Raw genomic sequence first — 25,204 nt, 5'->3', positions numbered from 1 at the left:
CGGGTCAGTCGGGTTTTCCCGAGCGTAATTACTCAGCAGCGTGCTGGTTTTCGGCGGCCACAAAGTTGCGTCTGAAATCATTGGCAAACATCGTGCGCGTGAACCGGCCCAACCCCGAGGCATGCTCGCCAAAGGTGTCGATCCGGGACAGCAGGGTCGTTTTCACACGAGGATCGACCTGCGTCTGGAACTCACGCGGGGTGTCAAACTGATAATCACGCAAGGAGCCTTCATACCCCGAATTTCGCCAGGCCTCGACATCGAAGGGTGAGCTCCAGACCGGTTCATGCTCCAGACTCTGTGAAAAGGGAGCATGCAGCATCACGGCGCTGTAATAGTTGATGATCGTATCAAGCATCGCATGCGCTTCGTGATCACCTTCATCCAGCAGGTCCGAGATGGCCCGCTTCAGGAAAATAAGCGCTTCGTCCAGTACAATGAACCGGCCAATCATCGAGTATTTGCTGAGCAGATTGCCCCCCAGTTCACCGCTGATCAGGTCATCGTAATTGTCCTGCGCCCAGGCCACGCAATCGGCGCGGGTTTCAAACAGCTCAGCCTGGTTCTCTTCCAGATAACCAGCCAATGCATTGCGGAACGGCTCCGGTGCCTGATCCAGAATCTTTTGCATATGCTTGATGATCTGGAACGGTCGGATGTCCAGAGAACGCGCCAGCTGGAAGGCTTCTTCGAAATTGTCTTCATAATAGAAGATCGTCAGAAGCAGATGGAAAACACGGGTATCTAGGTAATCCTGGAACGAGAAATTCTCGGACTGGACCACCATTTCCTCGGTCTCGACCACGGTTGGTCCGTTATATTTGCCCAGGCATCGGGCAACGACCCGGTGCAGGGTTTTGAAACCAAATTCTTTGCGGCTGTCAGGATTGGCCAGTGGCGCGCCATGCAGGAGCATCAGCTGGTGTGCCGCCACCCGGCTGACACCGGTTTCGATCAGCTTGTCGACCGCATCCATAAAGGATTCCTTGGTCTCACCCGGCATGCACAGGATCAGCTCGCCATAGGATTGCATGCCCTTTGAATGAAGCTCCTGCTGCACCTCGGTATAGGTATCCAGGCTGATGTTGTCGCGCTTGATGTTCTTCAGAACTACCGGATTCAGGGACTGAACCGACGAGGTCATCGGCAACCGGCCCTTGGCCTTACGCATCACCTTGATGATCCGGTCGCCGCGGTTTTTTCCGGTGGTTGTCCGGATGTATTTGGGCCAGTCGTATTTATCCATCAGATGGCCCAGATAGTCGGCCACCTCTTCGTCCTGCACATACATGCCGAAATTGTCGTCAGCAAAACACAAGGGGCTGGCGTGGTTGATGCGGGCCACGATGTAATCCAGATCGGCCTTGGTACGCTCAAACGAATGGCGGAAGACTTTCGAGTTCGATTTGACTGCCGAGTTGCAGAAGGCACAGGTGAACGGGCAGCCGCGGGCCAGCTGCATCAATGCAAACAGGCCGGTGTCAAAGAACTTGTCCATCAGCCCGGCAAGATAAGGTGACGGGATTTCGTCCAGATCGCGGATGCGGGGCGGCTCGCTCCCGCGCAGGATCTCTCCGGTTTTCGGGTGCACGTAAAGCGCGCCATCAACGGCCTCTTCCCACATGCCTTCGCGGCGGGCGCCAACATCGATGAACCGTTGCAGCGTACTGAGGAAGGCGCGCTCGCCCTCATAGGTGGGGCCGCGCACATGCATGTCGATCTGTGGCATGGTCCGGATCCAGCTGTCCTGTTCTTCTTCGGTCAGTGGAAAATTGGGGCCGCCCATGAGGGTCAGAACATTGGGATTGATCGCCTTGACGTAATCCGCAAAGGACAGGGCCAGATGATGGTTCCAGGAATAGCTTGAGAAACCGATGATGTCGGGTACCGCCGCGTCAATGGCTGCCTTCAATTCCTGAGGGTCGCGGAAGATTGCAACCTCCAACGGTGCCGGGCTTTTGGCATAGGTTTTGGCAAAAGTAGCAAGATTGCCGACACCCAACGGATAGGTGTCCGACGTAGCGGTAACGAGGTTATGGCCGAGATCGGCAAGGTAAAGACGCATTAGTTAACTATCCTCGCGGTACAGTTCTTATGTCAAATTTTAGGCTCCACGGTCGGTTTGAACTTCGATGGCCAATGTGCCGGAATGTTATTTTCAATCATCTTCAAACACTCTGCTGCCAGGGGAAGTGACCCGTCAACACCCTGGAGATCATGATGAAGGCCAGAATGGCCGTGGGCAAAACAAGTACCCCCTGCGCGATGATCGGTTGCAGATCGGCGGACAGCAAACCCTCAAGCGAAAGGGCGTTGAACGCGTAGACGAACAGATAGGACAGCACATAATAGGGCAAACGCCCAAAACCCTTGGTGTCGAAGACAAGCCGGGCGTGGGTCATGAAGTTCCACAAAACTCCACCGGAAAACGAAATCGCCAATGCGGCTTGGGGTGGCAGGCCTGACAGGCTGAGGCCGGTAAACAGCGCATAACCAAACGCCGTATTCAGTACCCCGACCAAAGCGAAGCGCATGAATGATTTCTTTCGGGGAATAAGCAGCTTTTTCATACGTGGGGCCCTTCTGTACAAAGAACGTCCGCCACCCCTGAGACGATATCATATTGCGGGGTAAATCCGGCTTCGTTCCGCAGCCGGGTTACATCCGCTGCCAGCCGGTCGGGATCATTTGCCGCGCGGGAGATAGCCCCCAGCCGGATCAGGTCAGGGTGATGCATCTGGTTTGCCACCTCTTCAATCAACTGCCGGACCGGGACGGCGGTGCCGCTTGCTATATTGATCGCACCGGTGACATTGGTTTCCAGCAAAAGCGCCAGCGCGCGCGCCAGATCATCGACATGCAGGAAATCCCGTTCCTGTCGTCCATCGGTGCAATCTACGGGCTCGCCTATCTTCAGATTTGAAATCAGATCGCCAAACAACCGGCCCGGTGGTTCATCCGGTCCGTAGACAAAGAAGATGCGGGCCCAGGCCAGAGACAAGCCAAGCGCATCCTGGCCTGCGCACAGCGCCAGACCGGTCGCAGCCTTTGCGGCCCCATACAGGGTCCGGGGCCGCAAAGGCGTTGCTTCGGTCAGCTCCGGCACCGACCAGTCATATTCGGCACAGCTTCCGGCGCAGACCACACGCCGCCCGCTGATGCGCGCAAACTCCCGCACCAAGTGCAGCGTGGCGGCCATCCAGTCCAGATTGGCCGGGGAAGCCCAGCGGTCGCGTGGTCCGTCATGCCAGGCCAGATGAACCAGATGGCTGGCGCGAGCTGTTTCAAGAGCTGCTGTGGTGGCGCTGGGGTCCAGCAGATCACAGGGGATGTCGTTTGCCGGGTTGCGGCCCAGCGTCACCACCTCATGGCCCGCCTGTGTCAGAGCCGGAACCGTCGCGCGTCCGATCAATCCGGTTGCGCCGGTCAGCAGAACCCGTGCCATCAGCTGATCCTGACTTCCGGCACGGCGGTCACGAACCGTACCTTCAGGTCGGACAGTTGCCCGATGACCTCATCCCGGATGTTCCAGGGCAGGATCAGCACGTAATCCGGCGGCGCCTCGCGCAGGGCTTCGACCCCATGCACGGGGATATGGCTGCCGGGCAGCAGCGTGTTCTGTTTGGCCGGGTTGCGGTCGACGCAGTAAGAGATCAGATTGGGGCCGATCCCGGCATAGTTCAGCAGCGTATTGCCCTTGGCAGCGGCACCGTAGGCGGCAACCGTGTCGCCCCGCGCCTTTGTTTCACGCAGGAAGGCAAGCAACCCATCGCGCAGCGCTTCGACCTGAGTGGTGAAATTCATGTAACCTTCAGGCCGGTCGAACTGTGCCGCAGTCTCATCCGCGCGGACCTTGGCCAGGCCCGGCCCTTCGGGGTGGCTGGCCCCTTCAAGGCAGGCGAACACCCGCAGCGATCCGCCGTGGGTCGGCAGCTCTTCGACGTCGAAGACGCGCAAACCCGCCTTGGCAAAGATTGTCTCGACCGCCAGCAGCGACAGATAGGAATAATGTTCGTGATAGATCGTGTCGAACTGCACGCTTTTGATCAGGTTCAGAAGGTGCGGAAATTCAACTGTATAGACCGCGTCCCCCGTCAGAAGCGTGGCGATGCCGGCAACGAAATCGTTGATGTCAGGCACATGCGCCAGCACATTGGCCGAGGCAATCAGGGCCGGAGGTTTCTCGACCGCAGCAACCTTTCGGGCCAGCGCCTCGCCGAAATAATCGACCAGCGTGCGCACACCCCTTTCCTGCGCCGCCGCCGCCACATTGCCTGAAGGTTCGATCCCCAGAACCGGGATGCCTTTTTCAACGAAATACTGCAGCAGATATCCGTCATTCGAGGCGATCTCGATCACCAGATCATCCGGTCCGAGATCGAACCGGTCGACCATTTTTTCCACGTAATCCCGGCAATGGGCCAGCCAGCTGTCCGAGAAGCTGGAGAAATAGGCGTAATCGGTCGAAAAAATCTCTTCCGCCGGTACGACATCATCCACCTGAACCAACCAGCATTCGGTGCAGACGCGGGCGTGCAACGGATAGACCGGGTCCGGTTTGTCCGCTTTCGCGGGGTCGACATAGGAATTGGCCAGAGGGGACAGTCCGAGATCGACAAGCGTCATCTCAAGATCCGCGCCGCAATGGCGGCAGGTGGGATGGGTCGTGCCGGTCATACCTGTCTCATACTCAGTGTTTCGAATTCGGCAATCTGGGCGTGGCACAGCTCGGTTGCCGGAGTGCCGCGGGCCCAGCCCGCATACCAGTCTGCCGTCAGCCTGACGGTGTCGTCAAAACTCAGGACCGGGCGCCAGCCAAGCAGCGCGCGCGCCTGCGATACATCCAGCCGAAGCATCTTGGCCTCATGCGGCGTATCCGCCGGGGTATCGATATCGATCCGGCCCTGCCCAAGCGCCTTGATGACCGCCTGGGCTACATCCAGAACCGGGCGTTCATCGTCACGTTCGGGGCCAAAATTCCAGCCCGCTGCGTAGGCGGCGTCCTGTTCGAGCTTCTGGGCCAGCATCATGTACCCCCTGAGAGGTTCCAGAACATGTTGCCAGGGGCGGATTGCGCCGGGATAGCGTAATATGACGCGTCCTTCATCGCTCAGACAGCCGCGCACGATATCGGGAACCAAACGGTCTTCGGCCCAGTCGCCACCGCCAATGACATTGCCCGCGCGTGCGCTGGCAATCCGGGCCGGATGTGGATCGGCAGCATCTGGTGAATAATAGCTGCGCCGCATTGCTGCGACCGCAATTTCGGTCGCACCCTTCGACGCGGAATACGGATCATGCCCGCCCATCGGGTCGGTTTCGCGATAGCCCCAGACCTGTTCGACATTCTCGTAGGCCTTGTCCGAAGTTGCCACCACCACCGCGCGCAGGCTCGGGGCTGCACGCAGTGCGTCCAAAAGCTGAACCGTGCCCAGAACATTGGTGGCGAAGGTCTCAACCGGAGTGCGATAGGATCGCCGGACCAGGGATTGCGCCGCCAGATGAAAGACGAATTCAGGGTCGGTTTCCGCGATGATCCGGTCCAGGGCCGCGCGATCATTCAGGTCGCCGGTGACCGACCTTATTTTGCGCTGATCCAGCAATGTCCAGAGATCGGGTTTCGTTTCGGGGGCAAGGGCGTATCCGGCGACTTCTGCACCAGCCTCGGCCAGCCAGGCAGCCAGCCAGGCGCCTTTGAAGCCGGTATGCCCGGTTACAAGCACCCTACGTCCGGAAAACGCGCTCGCACTCATTCCCAGATTTTCCACGGCGCATTGCCTGTGGCCCAGTGTTCTTCCAGTTCCTGGCGTTCGCGAATAGTGTCCATGGGCTGCCAGAAGCCTTTATGTTCAAAGGCCATCAGCTCGCCATCGCGCGTCAGGTTCATCAGGGGGCTGCGTTCCCAGGCGGTATCGTCGCCGTCAATGTAATCGCCCACTTTGGGGGACAGCACGAAAAACCCGCCATTGATCAGCCCACCATCCCCGACGGGTTTTTCAGAGAAATTCAGGACCTGATTGCTCTGCAGCTCGAGCTGGCCGAAGCGGCGGGGCGGAGGAACTGCCGTGACGGTTGCGAGCTTGCCATGCGCCCGGTGAAAATCGATCCCGGCCCGAATGTCGATATCACCAACACCGTCGCCATAGGTCAGGCAGAACGCTTCTTCATCCTTGAGCAGATGCATGACCCGGCGAAGTCGCCCGCCAGTCTGGCTGTCGTCTCCGGTGTCGATCAATGTCACGCGCCACGGTTCTGACTTGCTGTTTGCAATTTCAAGACCGCCATTGGCCAGGTCGATCGTAACGTCCGAGTTGTGCAGAAAGAAATTCGCGAAGAATTCCTTGATGACATAACCTTTGTACCCCAGGCAGACGATGAAATCCGTGACGCCATGGGCCGCGTAGATTTTCATGATATGCCAGATGATCGGCTTACCACCGATCTCGACCATGGGTTTTGGTATCTTGACGGTTTCTTCGCTGAGCCGCGTGCCTAAGCCGCCGGCCAGAATAACGCACTTCATAAAATTGCTCCCTCGTTAACAACGAGACTGGCTACCAATACACTCGTCTTAACCCGGATCTGGGCATCCGGGTTATTGCAAACATTCGCACGCATTAGGACGACAGCGCCGCCACCCTGTCAAGATTCACAAAGCCACGAGTCGTGAGGCACTGAATTTCCTGTTGCCTTGGCGCTCAACCATACACAATGGGGAGAAAGAGACGATATTGTTGATGCGCCCTTTCAGCCGGGCAATCCAGTGAAGAACATCACAGAGATAGCGCTCAAAGGAGCTCATATTCAGGGTCGTACATGTTGTATCAGAATTGCGCGAACCAAATGCACATTTCACACCTGCGGGAAATTTTGACAAAGCTATACCGGTCGGAAAACATCGTTACGATTCAAATTATTGGGAAAAGCACATGCAGTTTGGGACTATACAGGAGACAGAGGTTTTCACCAATTTTGAACCGGTTTTCGACACAGGCGATCTGGTTCGCATCTGCCCCCTCTCTCTGTGGGATGGACAGCGGGTGCGGTTCGTCTAATCAGGGTGCCGATTTTCTGTACGAAAGGCCGGGCATCAAAACTCAGGCACTCTGTTTAAGGGGCTGACAGGATTTTGTTGTGAATCCCGGATAACCTCTTGTAGCCTTAGGTAAGTGTTTTGGTATGGGTGTTAGTCATTTGAAAAAAGATATTGTTCCCGTTGTAGTCATCGGTGGCGGCCCAGCCGGGCTGACAGCCGCCTATGAACTGCAAAAATTGAGCGGCACACATGTTCTCCGGGTCTTTGAAGCTTCGGATATGGTGGGCGGCATTTCCCGAACTGAAACGCATAAAGGGTATCGCTTTGACATAGGCGGGCACCGGTTTTTCACCAAGGTGCGTGAGGTCGAGGACATGTGGCATGAGGTGATGGGGGATGATTTCATCACCGTGCAACGCCTGAGCCGCATCTTCTACCGCAACAAGTTCTATGATTATCCGCTCCGGATCTTCAACGCTTTGGGCAATATCGGCCCTTACGAGACCTACAAGATCATCGGCAGCTTCATCAAATGGAAGCTGCGGCCAAAACCGCAGGAAGACACGTTCGAAGAATGGGTGATCAACCGCTTTGGCGGACGGCTCTACATGCATTTCTTCCACAGCTACACCAAGAAGGTCTGGGGTATTCCACCGTCGGAAATCCGGGCCGACTGGGCCGCGCAGCGGATCAAGAACCTGTCCCTGCCCAAGGCGGTCTGGAATGCGATTTCGGGTGCCAATGATACGGCCAGCCTGATCGAGGAATTCCAATATCCCCGCCTGGGCCCTGGCATGATGTGGGAAAAGACCCGCGATCTGATCCAGGAAAAGGGCGGTTCGGTCGAAACCCGTTCCGAAGTGGTGAAGGTGAACCGCGATGGCAACCGCGTCACATCGATTGATGTGCGTCATTGGGACGAAAACGGTGATAAAACAACCGAACGGGTCGAGGGTGAGGAATTCATCAATTCGATGGCCGTGCGCGATCTGATCCATTCCTTTGATCCACCACCACCGCCCGAGGTGGTCGAGGCTGCCGATCGCCTGAAGTATCGCGATTTCCTGATTGTGACCTTGATTCTGGATCACGCCGATCCGTTCCCGGACAACTGGATTTACATCCACAGTCCCAAGGTGAAGGTCGGTCGCATTCAGAATTTCCGCGCCTGGTCCAAGGAAATGCTACCCGACCAGAATACTGCCTCGATCGGGATGGAATATTTCTGCCAGAAGGGCGACGGGCTTTGGTCCTCCTCCGACGAGGATCTCAAACACCTCGCCAGTGAGGAACTTGAAAAGCTTGGTCTGGCCAAAGCCAGTGATGTCATCGATTGTGCGGTTATCCGGCAACCCAAGGCCTATCCGGTCTATGACAGCGAATACAAAGAGGCACTGGACACGGTCAGTGACTGGCTGAAAACGCTGGAAAACTTCCAGACCGTGGGTCGCAATGGTCTGCACCGCTATAACAATCAGGATCATTCGATGCTGTCGGCGATGTATGCCGCCCGCAATATCATGGGCGAGAACTACGACGTCTGGGACGTGAATGTGGAACGCTCCTACCATGAAGAGTTTGAAGCCAACCCCAAGAAAACGGCTGCGCCAAAAAAAAACTTTCGTAAAAGCACTGCGCTCTGATCCTTAGCCAGGGACTGCGGTGCTTGTGGGTTTGTTTCTGATTGACGGGTTGGGATGATATGTGTCCGGCCAGATGATGACGTGGTCGCGTAATCTGGCAACTTCCCGACCTTCGTCCTGATGGTCCAGTCCGCATCGTAGCCAAACTTCGGCCAGCAAAAGCCGCAACCGAAGGTCCGGGGCCGTTTCGGTGATTACGTCGTGCATTTGGGTCCGGGTCAGGCCGATCAGGTGCCGCAGATGGGCGTTCCTGAAGTATTCAGGACGAATTTCCAGTCGCTGAAATACCGTCGTCTGTGTCGCGTTCTTGATACGGGGGCTCAGGTTGCGCGGGACATAACGATTGGCGACTTCTTCAACGACCCATTTGTTGCGAACAAACGGATGAGCGTTCCCGAAGGCAAAGGGTGAAAGCCGGAGTTTATGCCGGGTCGGAAGATTGACGGAAAACCGGGCTAATCGGGTATCCAAAAACGGAAGCCGCACTTCGATACCTGCGGCCATGCCCATCGTGTCATTGAGATGCAAAAGCTCTGACAGGGGATGGCGCATGCGATCCAGCGTCCATTGTCTGCCGTGATCCTTGGGGTTTTGTGGCGATGCGTTGTGATGGCAGGAGATCTCCTGCGGCTCCCCCGGATTTGCATGGTCATGCACCAGATTTTTTGCGCTCTTCGTAGATAGGATGGACCCTATGCCCGACATTGCCTGCACCCGGCGCATCAGCCGTCTGTATCCATCGTTCAAACGCTTTCGCCCAAACCGGGGATTTCCGAGGAACAATTCGTCTGCGCCTGCACCAGAAATCAGACCTTTCATTCCGGAATCAGTTGCAAGCCGGGCCGCCATCATCAGTGGCGTGCAATTTGCAGGTTCTGAGGGGGGGCGTTCATAGTGCCGAATGACTCGGGGAAGCATGTCAATAAAATCGCACTCATCGACATCGGTAACGTGCAACTCCAGTTTAAGACTTCTGGCTAGGTTGCGAGCCGCATCAACTTCACTGCGTTCACCTTTCACATTGGCATGGAACAACGGCAGGTTTTGATGTTGTGCTGTTGCTATGGCAGCAATCAGTGACGAATCCACACCGCCTGAACAAAAAGCCCCAACAGGCGCTTCGGCGAACAAATGCGCGGCCAAGGATTTGTGCATCAGATCCGCAAACTCATCGACAATTTCGGGCGTGGGCAAGCCGTCAAGCCGGATCATTTCATCGGGGTCGAAGAAATCGTTCAATCGGAAGAAAGATGAAATCTTGATCTTGTCCGACCCGTCAAACTGCAGGCAAGTCCCTGGGGCCAGGCTCTGGATGCCATTATAGAAGGTCTGACCCGGATCCGGTTCTCCGGAATTCATCAGATAAGCTGTTACCGAGTTGATGTCCGGCTGTACTGTCATCCACGGCTCGAAAGCTTTTATTTCCGACGCAAACAGAAAGGCGGGGCCTTCTTTGGTCGGGCCTTGCACCCAATAAAGCGGCTTCATTCCGAAGCGATCCCTTGCCAGCAGGACCTGCCGCGTGCTGCGGTCGACAAAGGCAAGTCCGAACATGCCTTCGAACCGGATCAGTGCGCTCGAACCCCATTGGATCAGACTGTGTAAAACAACCTCGGTATCGGAAGTTGTCCGGAAGGAAATCCCCAACGCTTCCAACTCAGACCGCAAGGACCTGAAGTTGTAGACTTCACCAGTGTAGGCAAGGGTGTAACGGCCCGTTGGATCCTTGAAAGGCTGATCCGACCGTATATCGGTATCGACAAGGGACAGGCGTCGGTGCGCCAACCCAAGGCCGGGTTCTGTCAGAATATGGCTGGCATCCGGGCCGCGATAACGTATGGAAAACGCGCTTTTGCGCAGCCGCAGATTGTCAGGGATTTGTGCTGCATCCTCTGGGAAGATACCAAACAGGCCACACATTCGGAACTCCGGTATTACAGTAGGTTAGCGAGGCAAAACCCACCACATCAGATTCTGATCGCTTTCGACGGCGGGTCAGATGCACTATAGAAAGAGCGGAATGAATGGCACATGTCAGCCTTTGTCATGCCCTGTTCATGTTCGCTGCGCGTGTCAGCTATGAGGGTCTGATGAAAATACTTGTTGCCGAAGACGACGATACGCTGCGCGATAATCTTGGTTGCCTGATGCGAGCGCGTGGCGATGTCGTAAGGCTGACTGATAACGGTAATGACGCGCTGTTTCTGGGGGAGACCGAAGATTGGGACATCATTGTTCTGGATCTGGGGTTGCCGGGACTGGATGGGCTTTCGGTTCTGCACGAATGGCGCAGTCGCAATATGGCGACCCCGGTTCTGATCCTGTCGGCACGTGACAGTTGGAATGACATCGTATCCGGGCTACGCAGCGGGGCTGACGACTATCTGGCAAAACCCTTTCACTCCGAAGAACTCATGGCACGGCTCGAAGCCTTGGTGCGGCGCGCAAGCGGACGCGGCGCACCCTCGATTGAAGTCGGGGACCTGTCAGTTCTGCCCGATGAAAAGACAGCCTATTTCAAGGGTCGGACAGTTTCGCTGACCGCGTTTGAATTTCGCGCTCTGGAGCATCTTGCCCGGCATGCGGGTTCGGTCGTCAGCCGGGCAGACCTGATTGAGCATATCTATGCCGAGGAGATAGACTTGAATTCAAACGTCATCGACGTTTTGATCTCGCGCTTGCGCCGCAAGATGGCGGCCTCTTTGGTGGAAACCGTGCGCAGGCAAGGTTATCGGATTCCCACAGATGATCGGTGACTGGGCCACGATTCCACGTCGCGTATCGATTGCGTCAATCGCGATATGTTGTGCCGTACTTGGACTTGGCGCGGCTATTTTCATTCAGCTCTATCGCGTTCAGGAAATCCGCGAACTGGAATTGCTTCTGGCCCAGGATTTGTTGATCGAATCCAGCCGGATTACTTTGAACGGGACCGACATAGAGCTGTCCGAAGGAGTTGGGCGCGGAATTTATGACCTGGCAGAAGTAAACTGGGTTTGGCAGCTTATCGAAGATCAGGAGGGGGGGGGCTCCAGGATTCTGTTTCAATCTCCGTCACTTGGCCCGGTCACCGCGAACAGCACGGTCCTTGCCGTACCGCCCTCGGGCAAAGGTGATTTCATAAGCCCTAACGGAGGCTTTGTGCGCGGTATATCTGCCCCCTTTCCGGGAGCCGCGCCCGAAGAAGGGCTGAGCTTTCGGATTGCGGCGCCCATGCGACGTGTCAGCGAAGGAATTCGCAGCGCGACCCAGCTGGTTGCACTGGTTTTCTTCGGTATCGCCCTGACGGTTTCGGTTTCAGTCTATTTTACAGTAAACCGGGGTCTCAGACCGCTCAAACGGCTCAGCGAATCTGTCAAAGCCATGCGCCAGCACGATACGATCATTGATGGGCAAAACTGGCCGCCAGACTTGATCCCAGTGGTTGATGAGTTGCGAGAGCTGCATCGCCGCAACAACACAAATCTTGAAAAAACTCGTAGGAAGAATGCCGAATTGGCGCATGGATTGAAAACGCCGCTGGCCGCTCTGATCCGCGTTGCCGAAGCGCTGGATGATGACAGGCGCGATCAGATTATTGGCCTTGTCGATCGGATGACGCGGGTCATCAAGCGCAACCTCAGCCGCGCCCGGACCGAACGTCCTTATGGCAAATCTTCAGCCGTTCGCACCAGCGCCGAAGACGTAATGTATGCGCTTGGTGTTATTTTCAGAGACCAAATGCCCGAGGTGGAAATCACCATAGATGCCGGAATGATATTTTTCGGCGAGATGGCGGACATTCAGGAGATTTTTGGCAACCTGATGGAAAACGCGTGTTTCTGGGCTGAAAGCCACGTGCGTATTTCAGCGATCGCAGAGGGCAAGGATATGATTACGCTTTGCATCGAAGACGATGGCCCGGGTATGGAGCAAAGTCGGCAGATGTCCGACGTGTCCACCGGTGAAGACAGGGGTGAACGCGGGTTAGGCCTGTTGATTGTCCGGGATATAGCCGAGCTTTATGGAGGAATGGTCCATATCGGGACATCCGCTCTGGGAGGGGCGAAAGTGTTGGTCATACTGCCTGGATGGATCGAAACGCCGAAATAGATACCTATACGGCTATTTGTTTCCCTGAAATCACCAATGTGGGTATGCTTGCAGTATTGATATCACATTGCGCATGCAATCCATCCGTTGGGCATAAAACACGCAACCAGATGAGAGTTACATGTTATCAGTAGATTGGTTGATTGAAGACATATGCTTTCAGCTGACATCCAGTATGCCTTTCATTGGGTAATCGTCGACTGCTGTATTTGATGAGATTGTATAAGACGTGATGGTATTGCGCCTTTTTATTTCACTCATTGTGTTGGCTGGCATTGTACTGGCCGGTCAGGGCGTCGCAGCAACACTTGCTGCTGATGCGGTGCGGCTGGATGAGGTATCGCCCTATTTCGCAGTCGGCGGCGTTCTATTTTCCTATGTCTGGGTTCCTCTGGTCGCGCTGTCTGCTTCGGCGCTTTTTGTGGCACCGGGGTTGCTGATGGCTTTGGGAATTGCTGCGCAGGGGGACCGATTTGAGCACTGGCTGCTCAAGGGGTTTACATTATCCTTGTTCGGAGTGCCTGCGCTCGCCGCAACGGTACAGGCCGTCAGCGGTGTTCCCATGGCCGGGACGGCCTTCATTCTGTTGCTTGTTTTGCTTTGCCTGCCCGGCATCGGCCTGATCGCAGCCCGACCCAACCCCGAGATCTTGCGGGGCAGGGGTTGGGATATAGCCGGCATGATTGCCTTGCCGCTGGCTGTTCTGCTCTTGCTGGCTCCGAAATTCTACTGGGAGTCGCTGAATGACGACGGGGCGCACAGCTTTCTGAACGCGATGTTGTTCATGACCCGTGGCCTGCCGTTCTGGCCACCGGATGCAGGGGGGGTCGGGGGGTATCCGACCCCGAAAATGATGACGGAAACCTTCCTGCAAAGCGGGTTCATGCGGTTTTTCGGACCCTATGAAGTCTCTATCCGTCTTGCATATTTGCCAGGGGTTTCGATCCTTTTTGGGGTGATTTTGTCCTTTGTACGCGATCCCGAAGGACATACTGACCCACGAGCCGTTTTCGGGCTTGGGGCAGCCCTGCTGCTGTTTTCGTTCGTGATGGCATTCAATCCATCCTACAATCCGTATTTTGCCGACATTGCGCTGCCCATGGCGCGCGAGCCGATGATCCTGCTGGGGGTGCTGGGCTATATCCTGTTCTTCAGCGAACGCAGGTTCGTCGGGATGGCGTTTGTGTCAACACTGGCTTTGCTGACCGCACCGAATGGCACCCTTCTTATCGGTTTTTTTCTGATTTCCCACTTCCTTCTGACCCGACCACTACCGTTCCGGCAGGTGATTGCGGGAGGGATGGTCGCCCTTGGGGTCTTGGTTCTGGCGTCACTGTTTGAGATGATGCTGACATGGTGGGGGCTGATGGACGTGTCCGATGAGTTTGGGGCTGACAGTATTCTGCGCCGCCTGCGCTTCGTGACGATCTTCGACACCGGGCGGTTCCTGTTCTGGCTGCTCCCTTGCGGGATTCTGCCCGGCCTGGCACTGCTGGCCTGGCCCTGGCAGGATAAGCTGTCCAGAACACTGACGCTGATGGTCCTGGCCTATGTTCTGTTTTTCTACGTTCAGGCCTATCGCATCCTGCCCCATCATTTTGCACCCGCCGCAGTCATACCACTGATTGTCTTCTGGCGTTTGCGGCCGGTTCAGGTTGCTCCGGTCTCTGCACTGGCTTGTGCTCTGACAGGGCTTGCGGTCAGCGCCTGGATCAGCTGGCCGGAAACTCTGCGCCCGTTTACCCAGACCCGGGATATTGGCTATCGTATCTCTATCGAAACTGATGAGAACCCGTTCCCTGACATGAACGAGATACGTGTTGTTCCGGCACTGATTGCCGGGGCATTCCCGCCCATCTGGACACAGGCCGAGTTGGAAAAGCGCTATATGGCTGGCCAGTTGTCGGTCTATGTTCATGCCAGAATGCCTGCACCGGACACTACGACCGCAGATTATTTTATACGCGCGGCAACAGCAGCTCTGGTGGATGGAGAAACTGTAATTGGCGAAGCTTTGGAGGGTTGGGTTTTGGTGGCGCGCGATCAGACGGTTTACGAAAATGACCTCGGGAACACCGATGTTCCGGTCAGTATTGCACGTGCCTATCGCGTACCACTTGATACCATCTTCGGACAGGGTACGCGTGAGACACCCTACCCGGTTTGGGACATCGCGAAAGTAGCGGGTCTAAGATAGCCACCGATTGAGAAATATAAGATTTGTCCCGAAGAAAAACGGGCAGTTAAATGGAGAACTCTATGAAGCAAAATCTTGCAAAACTGGTTGAATCATACCCGGTCCTCCAGAAGCCTGCCTATTTCGCCTATATCGGCGTGGTCAGCGCCCGGAATGTCAGCCGCCGGTTCGCCATGAACAATCTCGGTTACCTGCCCAAACGTGTGTCTGACAGGGGCCAGGACATGTGGGTGATCAACGAAGTCTATAATGGCAAGCGCAATGGTTTTTTTGTTGAGCTTGGTGCCGCCGATGGATTCTCAGACTCAAACACGTTCGCTCTGGAAAAGCATTATGGCTGGACCGGTTTGCTGATCGAACCCAACCCGGTCAACTACCATCGGATTACAAACTGGCATCACCGCACGGCCACCCCGGTTCCGCTGGCGGTTGATCCCGAACCGGGAAAGCTGGAGTTCATGATTGACGGTCAGCGCAGCAGCCTGCTGGTGGATGAGGCCGACAATATGACCGAGCGACGCGCTTCGAAACTGGCCCGGTTCCGGGAAAAGGGCAAGGTTGTAACGGTTGAGGCCGTACCTCTGGATGAGGTGTTCGATCGCTATAACGCGCCCAAGGATATCGATTACTTCAGCCTGGACGTCGAAGGGTCGGAAACGCGGATTCTGCGCAATTTCCCATTCGACAAATACCGTTTCCTGGCCATGACAATCGAACGCCCGACGCCGGAGCTCAACGAGTTGCTGTTCGCCAATGGCTATCATTTCGTGCGCAATTCGCTTTACGACACGTTCTATGTGCATGAAAGCAACCCGCGCTTCGATCAGGTTGAGAAATTACCGTTCGAACAATTACCTGCAAAGCAGTTCTGAACCTGCCTCTGGCACGCACCCATGTCGCGCGAACAGTCAGTTCCGCGTGACATGGAGTTTCTGTTTCTGCCCCAGCACGTGATATTCGAACAGGCACCAGACATAGATGGTGGCCGAGTAGACATAATAGACCTGGTGATAGAGCAGGCATTTGAATGCGAACCACGGTCCGCCATGCCCGGACATGGCGCGCACCAGATCGAAATTGGCGACAAAGGCGGCTGCAAGCAGCAATAAGGGCAGGGGCCATGCCCCCGGCCAGAATGGCAGGACCAGAAGCGACAGCAGCAACAGCCCCGCAATTGCAGCCCGCGCCCGCTCGGCCATTGAGGTGTTCAGGTCATCCGTCAGCCCCTCACGCGAGATCATCAGCCGGGCCCAGGGCAGGGCGCGGCAGAAAATATCCGTGCTCAGGCTGTTGCGGATGGTCCAGACTTTCAGGTGTTTACCCTGCAGCTGTGGCTCGACAAGGATACGGCGACCGGTCCCCGCGATCCGGTAACCCAGTTCGATATCCTCGATCGACGGAACCTCATAGGTTTTCACATCAAAGCCACCGACCTCAAGAAACACATCGCGTCGGATGGCGCCACACCCGGCCCAGAAGGTGCGCGCCTCGCGCCGGGCGCGCTGATGGTGATAGCGGTGCAGAAGGTTCTTGTAACGCGAGAACCACGATTGCCCATCCGGCGCGTCGTCATAGGATCCGAACACGGCGCCGACATTATCCTCGGACATGGCACGGCGGATATGCTCCGGGCCATCGGGCCAGGCGATGACGTCGGAATCGACGAACCACAGGATGTCACCGGTGGCGTGTTCGGCGGCCAGGTTGCGCGCAGCCCCCGGCCCGCCATTGACCGGCGTGGTCAGAACCGTGGCCCCCATTTCGCGGGCAAGAGCCGCAGTGCCGTCCGGGGACTGGTCATCGACAACCAGAACCTGCTGCACCTGGTCGGTGTTCAGCATTTCAATCAGGGGTGTCAGGACACGGGGCAGCAGATGCTCGGCCTTGTAGGCGGGCATGACGACGCTGATGGAAAGGGTTTGATCTGAAGTCACGAGGTATCTCCGGCCGTGTCTTGCGACACTGACGAACGCTGAACAAGAAAAAGAAAGGCAGCCGTAAAGGGCAGCAGCCACATCACACGGGCACCATATCGGTCTGCGGGTTGCGAGACCCCGCCACAGACCAGCGCGTTGACTGCGATTCCGATTAGGATGAACAGGGCGAATAGTTTCAGCGGCGGGGCAACTCGTCCAGGCCATAGCAACAACCCGATCACAATGATTGCCGAGATCGGATAGATTGTCGCGTGGATGGAATTGACCGGACCCAGCCAAGGCTGATCGCGCGTCAGGACAATTTTGTCGAGAACCGCCAGCTGCGCCTCGGGCAGTCCCGAAAGCGATTTTGCGTTTCGGATGACAGCCTCGTTCGGGATGGTCATCTCGATGCTGTTCATTCCCAGCTGGGTGAACGCATTTTTGCCAAGTGCGTAGATCGTCCCGAACGGCCGGGCGGCCAAAACCTGCAGGAAAAAGGCCTGTTGTTCGGCTGCTACGGCTCGCTGATCCTCGATCGGCATCAACCGGAAAGACCCCAGCTTTTCGGATTGTTCGAAAATGATATGAGTAGCGGTCAATCGGTAAGGGTCATCGGACCAAGACAAAGCCTCGTGCAGGGCGCAGGTTGCCAGATCGGTGCGCGGACAGACATCATCCAGATAGTCCAGGCCGGGGCCGTCAACGATCAGACGTGCCGTGATATAGGGTGTATAGATTACCTCTTTCCGCGCAACGGTTTCTGTTGCGAACTCAAATGCTTTGCGCTCGGCAATGGCCAGCGCAACAAGGCATATAACAAACCCTGCCGCAAGCCATCGCCCATATCCAAGACGCAGCAAGGCAGCCAGCACGACAAAGGGCACCATCAGTACGGCAATCCCCAGATGCGAGGGGTGCAGGACCACCGCGAACGCTGCCAAGGCCAGCGCGCCCAGCCATTCTATCAAGTTCATGTAACGACCTGCGGCAACAACCGCCGCAATCAGGATCAGCATCACCGATGTGAAAATATCCGGCATGACATAGGCGATATAGAAGGGCAGCGCGGTCACTGCCCCCGCTAATAAGGGAATGGTTACCAGTTGCAGCGTGCTACGCCCGGTTTGTGCGCTGCGCTGCAACAGGCGCATCGTCAGCCAGACTGCGAACAACAATGCGGCCAGATGAACCCCCGCAACGGCCCCCAGCGCATCGCCCCGCCAGAAAGTCGCAACCAGCAGCGCATAAGCCATCGAGCGTGATCCGCCGGTTACTTCATCCTCTTCACCGTTTTGTTCTGCCTGGCTGCCACTTGTCCCATTTTGAGCACCGGCCGGTTTTGGTGCAGGCAGGATAAGTGAGAGAGCTATATTGCCCTGTCGAAAATAGCTCCCAGTGTCAAAGTAATAGAGAGGGCCGCGATTGATAACCAAAACCGCCAGGCAAATGACCACCGTCGCTGCAAACAGCAGAGCCCCTCTGAACCTTCGGGGTGATCTTCCCGATGCAGTTTGCGCGGCCATCACCGTCCTACAGCTCCTTCATCGCCATCGCAGCAGGCTGAAACAGGCAGTTGTTACCTTCAGCCACTTCCCGGATGCATATCCCAACCAAAGCGCCCAATTTCATGGCGCTGGTTACACCCCCGGACGAATTCATCAGCGGTTCCCGCAATTTCTGCCGTCTCAGGCACAGCATCAATTCGCATTATCTCCCTGCTCACAGGCAGGCACTTCAAACAAACGGGCAAATTGCAAAAAATCCGATCGAAAATAAGCGCCTGTACTCAGTACAATAACAACTCAACGCTACACGAAACTTCCGGTGCGTCGAAGGAGAAATATGACAAGCTTCGGGTTTCATATCTTTTTCCAGCTAGGGGGCACCTACAGACGCCATGCACCAACTTTCTTGCAGACAGTGGTTCGTTTTGGATGGAATTGTTTCCCGTCCGGAATGCAGTGCGATCAGGCCTGATCTCAGGCGCAAATTTTATTTTTACAAGACAATTGGTGCGGTGATGCAGGCAGGACAGCGGCCAAACCTTATGCTGTACGTGTCAGCAGGTCCGCTCACCAGCCTCTAACAGCGCGCGCACCATGAACATGAACAGAGCATGACGACCTCAGCCACGCCACGTTCATCTACCGTTTTTATATTTCTCCGGACCCCACTTCGTCAGTAATCAGTTCCCAGTTTTCGAAAATGAAATATAGACCCGAAGTAGATGGATTACGTGCGATCGCGGTAGTGCCAGTTGTGTTTTTTCACGCTGGCTTTTCTCTCTTCAAAGGCGGTTTTGTCGGCGTCGACGTCTTTTTCGTAATTTCGGGTTATCTGATTACCTCAATCCTTCTTAAGGAACTCGAAGCTGGTACGTTCTCTCTTCTGAAATTCTACGAGCGCCGTGCCCGACGCATTCTTCCCGCTCTGGCAGTTATGGTCGCCGCCTGCATACCGGTGGCGATTTTCCTGATGACACCGACGGAAGCAAAGAATTTTGCGCAAAGCGTCGCGGCCGTCGGCCTTTTTGCTTCGAACGTATTGTTTTGGGTCGAGAGCGGTTATTTTGATCTCGACTCGGAAGAGAAACCGCTTCTTCACACTTGGAGTCTCGCGGTAGAAGAGCAGTTTTATATCGTATTCCCGCTGCTTTTGCTGCTGTTATGGACCTATAGAAGAAAACTGCTTGTTCCCATCTTGGTGCTTTTGGCCCTGCTCAGCCTTGTGCTGTGCGAATGGGGTGCGCGGAATGCACCAAGCGCCACATTCTTTCTCGCGCCGACGCGTGCGTGGGAGCTGTTGGCCGGATCGTTCTGCGCCATGATCCTGCGACGTGGCACCACCTCCCATGATTTGCTGGCCGCATTGGGCGTCGTAATGATCGGAGTCTCCATTTTTGCCTTTGGTGAGACGACGCCATTCCCATCGGTCTATGCTATGCTCCCGGTCGGTGGCACAGTCTTTGTGATCCTGTTTGCCGGACCGACAACAGCAACGGGAAAACTGTTGGCCAAGCCCGTCTTCGTCGGTCTCGGGCTTATCAGCTACAGCGCCTATCTTTGGCATCAACCGCTCTTTGCCTTCGCCCGTCTCTGGACGCCATGGGCCCCATCGCCAACCGCGCTCATCTGCCTGATCATTCTGACATTCGTGATCGCGTATCTAAGCTGGCGCTATGTTGAAACGCCGTTCCGCCGCACTTCGGGGCCGCATTCCATTGCCCGGCGGCCGGTTTTCATCCTGGCGGTCACGGTCTCATTGTTGTTTGTGGCATTCGGCGGCTGGGGACAGATGACGAAAGGCTGGCGCAACGCCTATCTGGCGCGCATGTCTGAAGCAGAAAAACGTATGCTTACCCTGACAGAGCATGCGTATAATGAACAACTCGCCAATGCGCTGTCGCGCTTTGATAATGGCGACTGCGTCTTCGACATCCGCACGCTTGATGAGACCGCTCGTCAGCGTGCCACCGACTGTGCGCAGAAGTATGGTCCCGGTGTTCTCGTTCTAGGCGACAGCCACGCGATTGACCTTTACGGTGCAGTTATAACCACATCACAGGCCAACGAGCCCTTCATAGTCGGCGTTGTCTCAGGCGGGTGTCGTCCACATACGCTTTTGCCTGGTTGTGCTTACATGGAACTTGCTCAGTTCATTGAAGATCGCCCAGATGTTTTTGAATTCGCAGTCTATGAACAGGCGGGGTTTTATCTGTTGCACGGGGCCGGGTTTGATTTAGGCGGAAGGCGTATGTTCGAAAGGTTGTCGCCAAATGAACCCGTACCCCGTTTCGAGCCCCATATGGGTTATGTTCAGGCCGTAAAGGAATATCTGGAACGCATCGCATCCCATATTCCGACAGTCTGGCTATCCCCCCGTATCGAGCCACATATTCAACCGACCTTTATCCGGAAGGCGGGATGTGATTACCCTTATATGCTTCGCCCCGGAACGGAAGAGGTCTTTTTGAAACTCGAAGCTACGATCGCCGAAACTCTTTCAGCATCGCCGGTGGAATTCATGTCACAACACAACTTGCTCAAACTGTCTTTCCCGGAAGACTTCTTATCCTGTGATGTTCTTTTCTGGTCGGATGGCGACCACTTCAGCAACGCAGGTGAAGAACGCTTTGGCAAAAGGATGCAGGTTGTTCAGAACGCACGCGCAGTGCTTGGGCTGGAGCGGAAGTGAAGCTCTGGGCGCCAGACGTTCCGTGAACTCCTGATTCTCTTAACAATTACACCACCCACGTTCACAAAAGAGAAACAAACTAATCTATAAGACTACATTATGCTCTCATGAGCGCCTAGATGCCGCAAAAAAAACATAATTTCTCAAAAAGACCTTAGCAATCAAACAGAAATGATTTATCAATCTTAACAGTAGGTGCCGTGCTAGGGGTATGCATGGACTCTGTTAGGTGGAAATAAAAGGTGGGTCCTTTAATGTTTAGAAATTTGAAAATGATGCTTGTGGGGCTTGTAGCCGCTGTCTTTATGAGCAGTTCGGCCAGCGCTCTGACACAGGTAGCTGCCGGCGGCAGTTATGACATCACATCCGATAACCTGTTTTTTGGCGCGGTTGACACAGCTGCGGGCGGCCCGGGTGTCTACTCTGTCAATTTCACTTCTCCGGTTGATCCTCTGTCCGCATCTGCGCAAGCAACCATCGGCATTCGCCTGCTGACCAACGCTTTTCCGCTGGGCCTGACTGTAAGCTGGGTCGATGCAAACAACCCCTCCAATGTATTGGCCTCGACATCTGTCCTGGGCGGTGTGACAACGACACTGAGCACAATCTTCAGCAGCCTGTCCCCAAACACCCTGAGCCAGAACCTCGTGTTTAGCTGGGCTTCTTCTGCACCAAACGTGTCCTTTGACTTTGATGTGGCTGCAGTTCCGCTGCCGGCCGGTGGTCTTCTGCTTCTGACTGCACTTGGTGGTCTGGCCCTGACCCGTCGCCGCAAGGCTGCCTGAGCAAAACACACAAATCTGACCTACATGACCAGGGGCCGCTTTGCGGTCCCTTTTCAATTGGCTTGATCAGATATTACCGCCCGATGCCTGGCGCAGCATCCAGACCATCCTCTGACATCTGAGCCGGAACAAGGTGGTGATTGCACGCAAGACCTCACCGGTTGAGGCCAATTTGTTACTGGATACAACTTTCGGGGTGTGTACGATTGCGCTTGCTGGCATGGCCAATGCACGAATAGCCCACCGCAAACGCGATGCAGCATTTGTTCCGTTCAGCTGATATCCCTCTTGCGTCGTCCGTCGCCATTTGGCCTTCAGGGCCAGCCAGTCCTGCCGGGATGGATGGCTGACGCAAAACTCGTCCCGGTAAATCAGACTATAGCCCCGGGCAACGGCGCGCATGGTCCATTCCCGATCCTCGGATACGCCATTGATGAACCCACCGATCTTGTCGAATACATCCCGTCGAGTCAGCAGGTTGCCTGCCCCTGAACATCCCTGAACTTCGATGTACCGGCGGAAATTAAAGGCAAATACAGCCTCAAATGCCTCGGCCCCGCTGCGGGGTGACGGGGTTTCATCAAACACGTCAACCCGGCCTCCGATCAAATCTGCCAAATCTGCGATCTGGCGTCCGACCGTCAGCCAATCCGGCGCAGGAACACAATCCGCATCGATAAAAAACAATCGTGGCGCCGTCGTTTCCGCTACGCCACGATTGCGCGCATGGGCTGCTCCCTTTTGCGGCTCCACAAGAAAGCGCACCTCGGGGAAGGCCTGCCGGATGCCATCCAGCGAAATCGGAGAGTTGTTGTCTACAACAACGACTTCGGTTCCACCCAGGTCATTTTTCCTGAGTGCGTGCAGGCATCGTTCCAGCCTTGGAAGGTCGTTATAATGAGGTATGATTACCGCATCGACCGGAGCTTCTTCAGTACGTGCCGTACTCATTCCCGAAGGCCCCACTGATATACCGGCATTTGTTCAAAACAATTCCCATGACATTCGTGAGTTCTGCCAATTGCCGCTCGGCGATGTCGATATGATCAATGCTTGTTTCTTCCGCTGCTGCCAAAAGCAAAGCGCAGTCGACATTCTTAAGAAAACCATGGCTGTCGTCGCTGGCCATCAGTGGCGGCGTGTCAAACAGAATGACATCGGGTTTGTATTCCGCTTCGAGCTGCTCCAGAAATTCGATTGTCCGTCGGCTTTGCAGAATTTCTGCAGGGTTGCGTGTTGAAGAGAAGTTCAACCCAAAAATCACGTTGTTACCGTGGCGCAGTGCGTGCTCGTGAAACGGCACTTTTCCCTGGATGACATCGGCCATACTGTAATTTCCGGTTTGCTTCAGTATCTCTGCCAATCCCCTGCGCCGCATGTCGAAATCGATCACGATCGTGCGCAAGTCCTCCTGTCTGCTCAGGCTGAATGCCAGATTTGCAGCTGCCGTACTTTTACCGCACCCGCTATAGGGAGAGGTAAGCGCCACTCTCCGCCAGCCTTTGGACAAGGTCTGCTGCAACATCTTGGTCCGCAACATGTCATAAGGCGTTGCATCAGCACCACCGTTAAAAGACATCAGACGCTTGCGGGAGATGAGCCCTGGGTCGATCACGATCTCGGGTACAGTCAGCCAGATGTCCTCATCCGCGCTTTCCTGGGGAACATGCAGCTGTTCTTCAGTTACTGGCTGCAGTGGTTGAGGCTGTTGACGGCTGTCTCGTGCCCTGCGGGCCTTCTGAATCGCCTGCTGAAGACGGTCCATTACACCCTCCTTGATTCAATCAGAACAGAAATCACTAGAACACCCCAAGCTTGTCGATCACTTTTTCAGCGAACAGATCCAGTGGCAGATAATAGGTATGCACAGCCCAAACGCCTGCAGGCACACCAATCATAATCACCAGAATGGCTACAACCCAGATAAGGCGCTGCTTCATCACTTCACCCCGAGATCGTACATATGGGATGGTCGCGATGGGCCACACGTCCAGCTTCTTGATCAGATCCTCAGGTCGACGCGGGGCCCGGTTCAACACCTCAAGCAAAAAGATCAAAGCCAAACCCAAGGCGATACCAGTCCCTATTCCCCCGCCTGCAATTACCAGACGGTTGGGCTTGGTCGGTGTGCTGGGGACAGAAGGATGTTCAATTACCGAAATACGCTGCCCCTGAGACGTAACTTCGATCCGCTCACCAGTTGAAGCCGAGGCCAAACGGGAAACGGCTGTATTATATTGCGCCTGGATATTACTTTGGTCGCGCTGCAATTCTGCCAGCGTAATCGAATTTGCAGGAGTCAGTTCAATTGACTGGGTTACCTTTTCAAGGCTTTCCTCAGTGACAGTTCGCTGATCTTCAAGTGCGGCGATTTGTGAATCCAACTGAGCTAGTTGCAGATCAAGTGACGAGTTTCCCGTTTGTGTGGCTGTCGTAGCTGCGCTTGTACTCTGTTCAGCTGCGACAACTTCCTCCAAACGGTTGATCCGGGCACGTAAAATCTTAATCTGCGGGCTGCTTTCGGAATAAATCCCCAGCTGGTTGTCAAGCTGGTTACGCAATTGGGTTAGCTGTTGCTGGGCCTGTGTCTGCGGCTGCTGTCCAACAGTCGTGATCTGACCTGTCGTGCTGTAGATTTCCAGCAGTTTCTCTCGCTGCTTCTGCAGGGTAAAAATCTGCTGATCGGTTTGCTGAAGACTGGCTTGCAATGTTCCTTGCCGCGCCATGCGAAACTGCAGGCTGGCCGGCAGGGCGCCAGCGTTCTCACTCTGAAACTCAAGAACCCTCGCGTCGGCCCGGTCGAGCTCGGCACCAAGGCGCTCGACTTCCTGCTCAAAGAACGCAAGGGTGTCAGATGCTCGTTCTTTACGATACTCGACATCAAGCTTTTGAATTTCAGTTAGATACTCGTTCAACACGCCGGCTACGATTGGCCCGCTTCTACCGTCGAACGTAATCGACATCAGGTTTGCCTGATTGCGACCGGAAGAAATTCGAACCCGGGTATTTGAGCGCAGCTCATGAAGTATCTCATCCGGAGTAGCCTCATCCTGGTTCGGCAACACCTTATATTTGCGCGAAATATCTAGAAGAACCGGTCGCGTGAGTAAGCGTTGTTCAACAATCTGGAGCTGTTCAAACGGAGACGTCGTAACCGTACTGGCCGCCAGATTTCCGGGAATCTGCGGCGATTCAACAATCAGACGAATTGTGGAAGAATAGGTTGGCGGCAAGGTCATTGCCACGGTGACAGAAATCGCAGAGACAATCGTCGCCACAATGAGGAAATACGGAAACCGCCGCAGGAAAATGGAGGAATAGTAGCGTACAGGACCCAT

Annotated in this window: 20 protein-coding genes; 7 read left to right on the top strand and 13 right to left on the bottom strand. The window is 55.4% G+C overall.

All coding sequences use genetic code 11. The annotated features are described in order from the left end of the window. Positions 1-28: 28 nt before the first annotated feature. The 6 genes from AC2FPW_RS08990 to rfbF form a co-directional block, all read right to left on the bottom strand. Positions 29-2,065 carry a B12-binding domain-containing radical SAM protein gene (locus tag AC2FPW_RS08990; protein ID WP_496813371.1) on the bottom strand — a complete coding sequence of 679 codons (2,037 nt, stop codon included), beginning with the start codon at positions 2,063-2,065 and terminating at the stop codon, positions 29-31. Between the two features lie 103 nt (positions 2,066-2,168). Beyond that, a complete protein-coding gene (locus AC2FPW_RS08985; RefSeq protein WP_496813370.1) occupies positions 2,169-2,570 on the bottom strand; it encodes a GtrA family protein in 402 nt (133 codons plus the stop codon). Beyond that, a complete protein-coding gene (locus AC2FPW_RS08980) occupies positions 2,567-3,445 on the bottom strand; it encodes an NAD-dependent epimerase/dehydratase family protein (RefSeq protein WP_496813369.1) in 879 nt (292 codons plus the stop codon). Before AC2FPW_RS08980 ends, AC2FPW_RS08985 begins: the two co-directional genes overlap by 4 nt. Continuing rightward, positions 3,445-4,677, bottom strand: a complete 1,233-nt coding sequence (locus AC2FPW_RS08975; RefSeq protein WP_496813367.1) for a methyltransferase domain-containing protein — start codon at positions 4,675-4,677, stop codon at positions 3,445-3,447. Before AC2FPW_RS08975 ends, AC2FPW_RS08980 begins: the two co-directional genes overlap by 1 nt. Then, a complete protein-coding gene (gene rfbG, locus AC2FPW_RS08970; RefSeq protein ID WP_496813365.1) occupies positions 4,674-5,753 on the bottom strand; it encodes a CDP-glucose 4,6-dehydratase in 1,080 nt (359 codons plus the stop codon). The genes AC2FPW_RS08975 and rfbG overlap by 4 nt, the downstream gene beginning before the upstream one ends. Continuing rightward, on the bottom strand, positions 5,750-6,523 hold the full coding sequence (gene rfbF, locus AC2FPW_RS08965; RefSeq protein ID WP_394444067.1) for a glucose-1-phosphate cytidylyltransferase: 774 nt from the start codon (positions 6,521-6,523) through the stop codon (positions 5,750-5,752). Before rfbF ends, rfbG begins: the two co-directional genes overlap by 4 nt. 671 nt (positions 6,524-7,194) lie before the next feature. Between rfbF and AC2FPW_RS08960 the strand changes: the two genes are divergently transcribed. Next, a complete protein-coding gene (locus tag AC2FPW_RS08960; protein ID WP_496813364.1) occupies positions 7,195-8,679 on the top strand; it encodes an NAD(P)/FAD-dependent oxidoreductase in 1,485 nt (494 codons plus the stop codon). Between the two features lie 3 nt (positions 8,680-8,682). Here the strand turns inward: AC2FPW_RS08960 and asnB are convergent, their stop codons facing one another. Then, the gene (gene asnB, locus AC2FPW_RS08955) at positions 8,683-10,599 is read right to left on the bottom strand and encodes an asparagine synthase (glutamine-hydrolyzing) (RefSeq protein ID WP_496813363.1); all 1,917 of its coding nucleotides are present in this window, start codon (positions 10,597-10,599) and stop codon (positions 8,683-8,685) included. A gap of 104 nt (positions 10,600-10,703) precedes the next feature. On the opposite strand from asnB, the gene AC2FPW_RS08950 reads away from it, so the two are divergent. The 4 genes from AC2FPW_RS08950 to AC2FPW_RS08935 all read left to right on the top strand — a co-directional run bounded on the left by AC2FPW_RS08950 (position 10,704) and on the right by AC2FPW_RS08935 (position 15,840). Next, complete coding sequence (locus tag AC2FPW_RS08950; RefSeq protein ID WP_496809215.1) at positions 10,704-11,435, top strand: response regulator transcription factor; 732 nt, start codon at positions 10,704-10,706, stop codon at positions 11,433-11,435. Then, positions 11,425-12,771, top strand: coding sequence for a sensor histidine kinase (locus AC2FPW_RS08945; protein WP_496813362.1), 1,347 nt, complete (start codon positions 11,425-11,427; stop codon positions 12,769-12,771). The genes AC2FPW_RS08950 and AC2FPW_RS08945 overlap by 11 nt, the downstream gene beginning before the upstream one ends. A gap of 232 nt (positions 12,772-13,003) precedes the next feature. Then, entirely contained in the window at positions 13,004-14,968 is a 1,965-nt protein-coding gene (locus AC2FPW_RS08940; protein ID WP_496813360.1) for a hypothetical protein, read from the top strand. A 62-nt stretch (positions 14,969-15,030) separates the two neighbouring features. Beyond that, a complete protein-coding gene (locus AC2FPW_RS08935) occupies positions 15,031-15,840 on the top strand; it encodes an FkbM family methyltransferase (protein ID WP_209507445.1) in 810 nt (269 codons plus the stop codon). A 36-nt stretch (positions 15,841-15,876) separates the two neighbouring features. Here AC2FPW_RS08935 and AC2FPW_RS08930 read toward each other — a convergent pair whose 3' ends face one another. From AC2FPW_RS08930 to AC2FPW_RS08920, 3 genes are all read right to left on the bottom strand, one after another. Beyond that, the gene (locus AC2FPW_RS08930; RefSeq protein ID WP_496813359.1) at positions 15,877-16,902 is read right to left on the bottom strand and encodes a glycosyltransferase family 2 protein; all 1,026 of its coding nucleotides are present in this window, start codon (positions 16,900-16,902) and stop codon (positions 15,877-15,879) included. Beyond that, positions 16,899-18,140: a hypothetical protein gene (locus tag AC2FPW_RS08925; protein ID WP_496813358.1), complete on the bottom strand. Its 1,242-nt coding sequence runs from the start codon at positions 18,138-18,140 to the stop codon at positions 16,899-16,901. The genes AC2FPW_RS08930 and AC2FPW_RS08925 overlap by 4 nt, the downstream gene beginning before the upstream one ends. Positions 18,141-18,417: 277 nt before the next feature. Then, on the bottom strand, positions 18,418-18,546 hold the full coding sequence (locus tag AC2FPW_RS08920; protein ID WP_280922689.1) for a hypothetical protein: 129 nt from the start codon (positions 18,544-18,546) through the stop codon (positions 18,418-18,420). Between the two features lie 546 nt (positions 18,547-19,092). Here AC2FPW_RS08920 and AC2FPW_RS08915 point away from each other — a divergent pair. Both AC2FPW_RS08915 and AC2FPW_RS08910 read left to right on the top strand, forming a co-directional pair. Next, complete coding sequence (locus AC2FPW_RS08915; RefSeq protein ID WP_496813356.1) at positions 19,093-21,081, top strand: acyltransferase family protein; 1,989 nt, start codon at positions 19,093-19,095, stop codon at positions 21,079-21,081. A gap of 254 nt (positions 21,082-21,335) precedes the next feature. Then, positions 21,336-21,866: a VPLPA-CTERM sorting domain-containing protein gene (locus tag AC2FPW_RS08910; RefSeq protein ID WP_496813355.1), complete on the top strand. Its 531-nt coding sequence runs from the start codon at positions 21,336-21,338 to the stop codon at positions 21,864-21,866. Positions 21,867-21,932: 66 nt separating this feature from the next. On the opposite strand, the gene AC2FPW_RS08905 is transcribed toward AC2FPW_RS08910, so the two are convergent. Genes AC2FPW_RS08905 through AC2FPW_RS08895 form a run of 3 tightly spaced genes read right to left on the bottom strand, consistent with a single transcriptional unit; the run spans position 21,933 to position 25,204 of the window. Next, positions 21,933-22,817, bottom strand: coding sequence for a glycosyltransferase family 2 protein (locus AC2FPW_RS08905; protein WP_496813353.1), 885 nt, complete (start codon positions 22,815-22,817; stop codon positions 21,933-21,935). Continuing rightward, a complete protein-coding gene (locus AC2FPW_RS08900) occupies positions 22,798-23,631 on the bottom strand; it encodes a CpsD/CapB family tyrosine-protein kinase (protein ID WP_209507440.1) in 834 nt (277 codons plus the stop codon). Before AC2FPW_RS08900 ends, AC2FPW_RS08905 begins: the two co-directional genes overlap by 20 nt. Before the next feature lie 34 nt (positions 23,632-23,665). After that, positions 23,666-25,204 (bottom strand): GumC family protein, encoded by a 1,539-nt coding sequence (locus AC2FPW_RS08895; RefSeq protein WP_496813351.1) that lies wholly within the window; start codon positions 25,202-25,204, stop codon positions 23,666-23,668.

The sequence above is a fragment of the Ruegeria sp. SATB027 genome, assembly GCF_059613825.1.
This window is presented reverse-complemented; position numbering and strand designations above follow the sequence as displayed.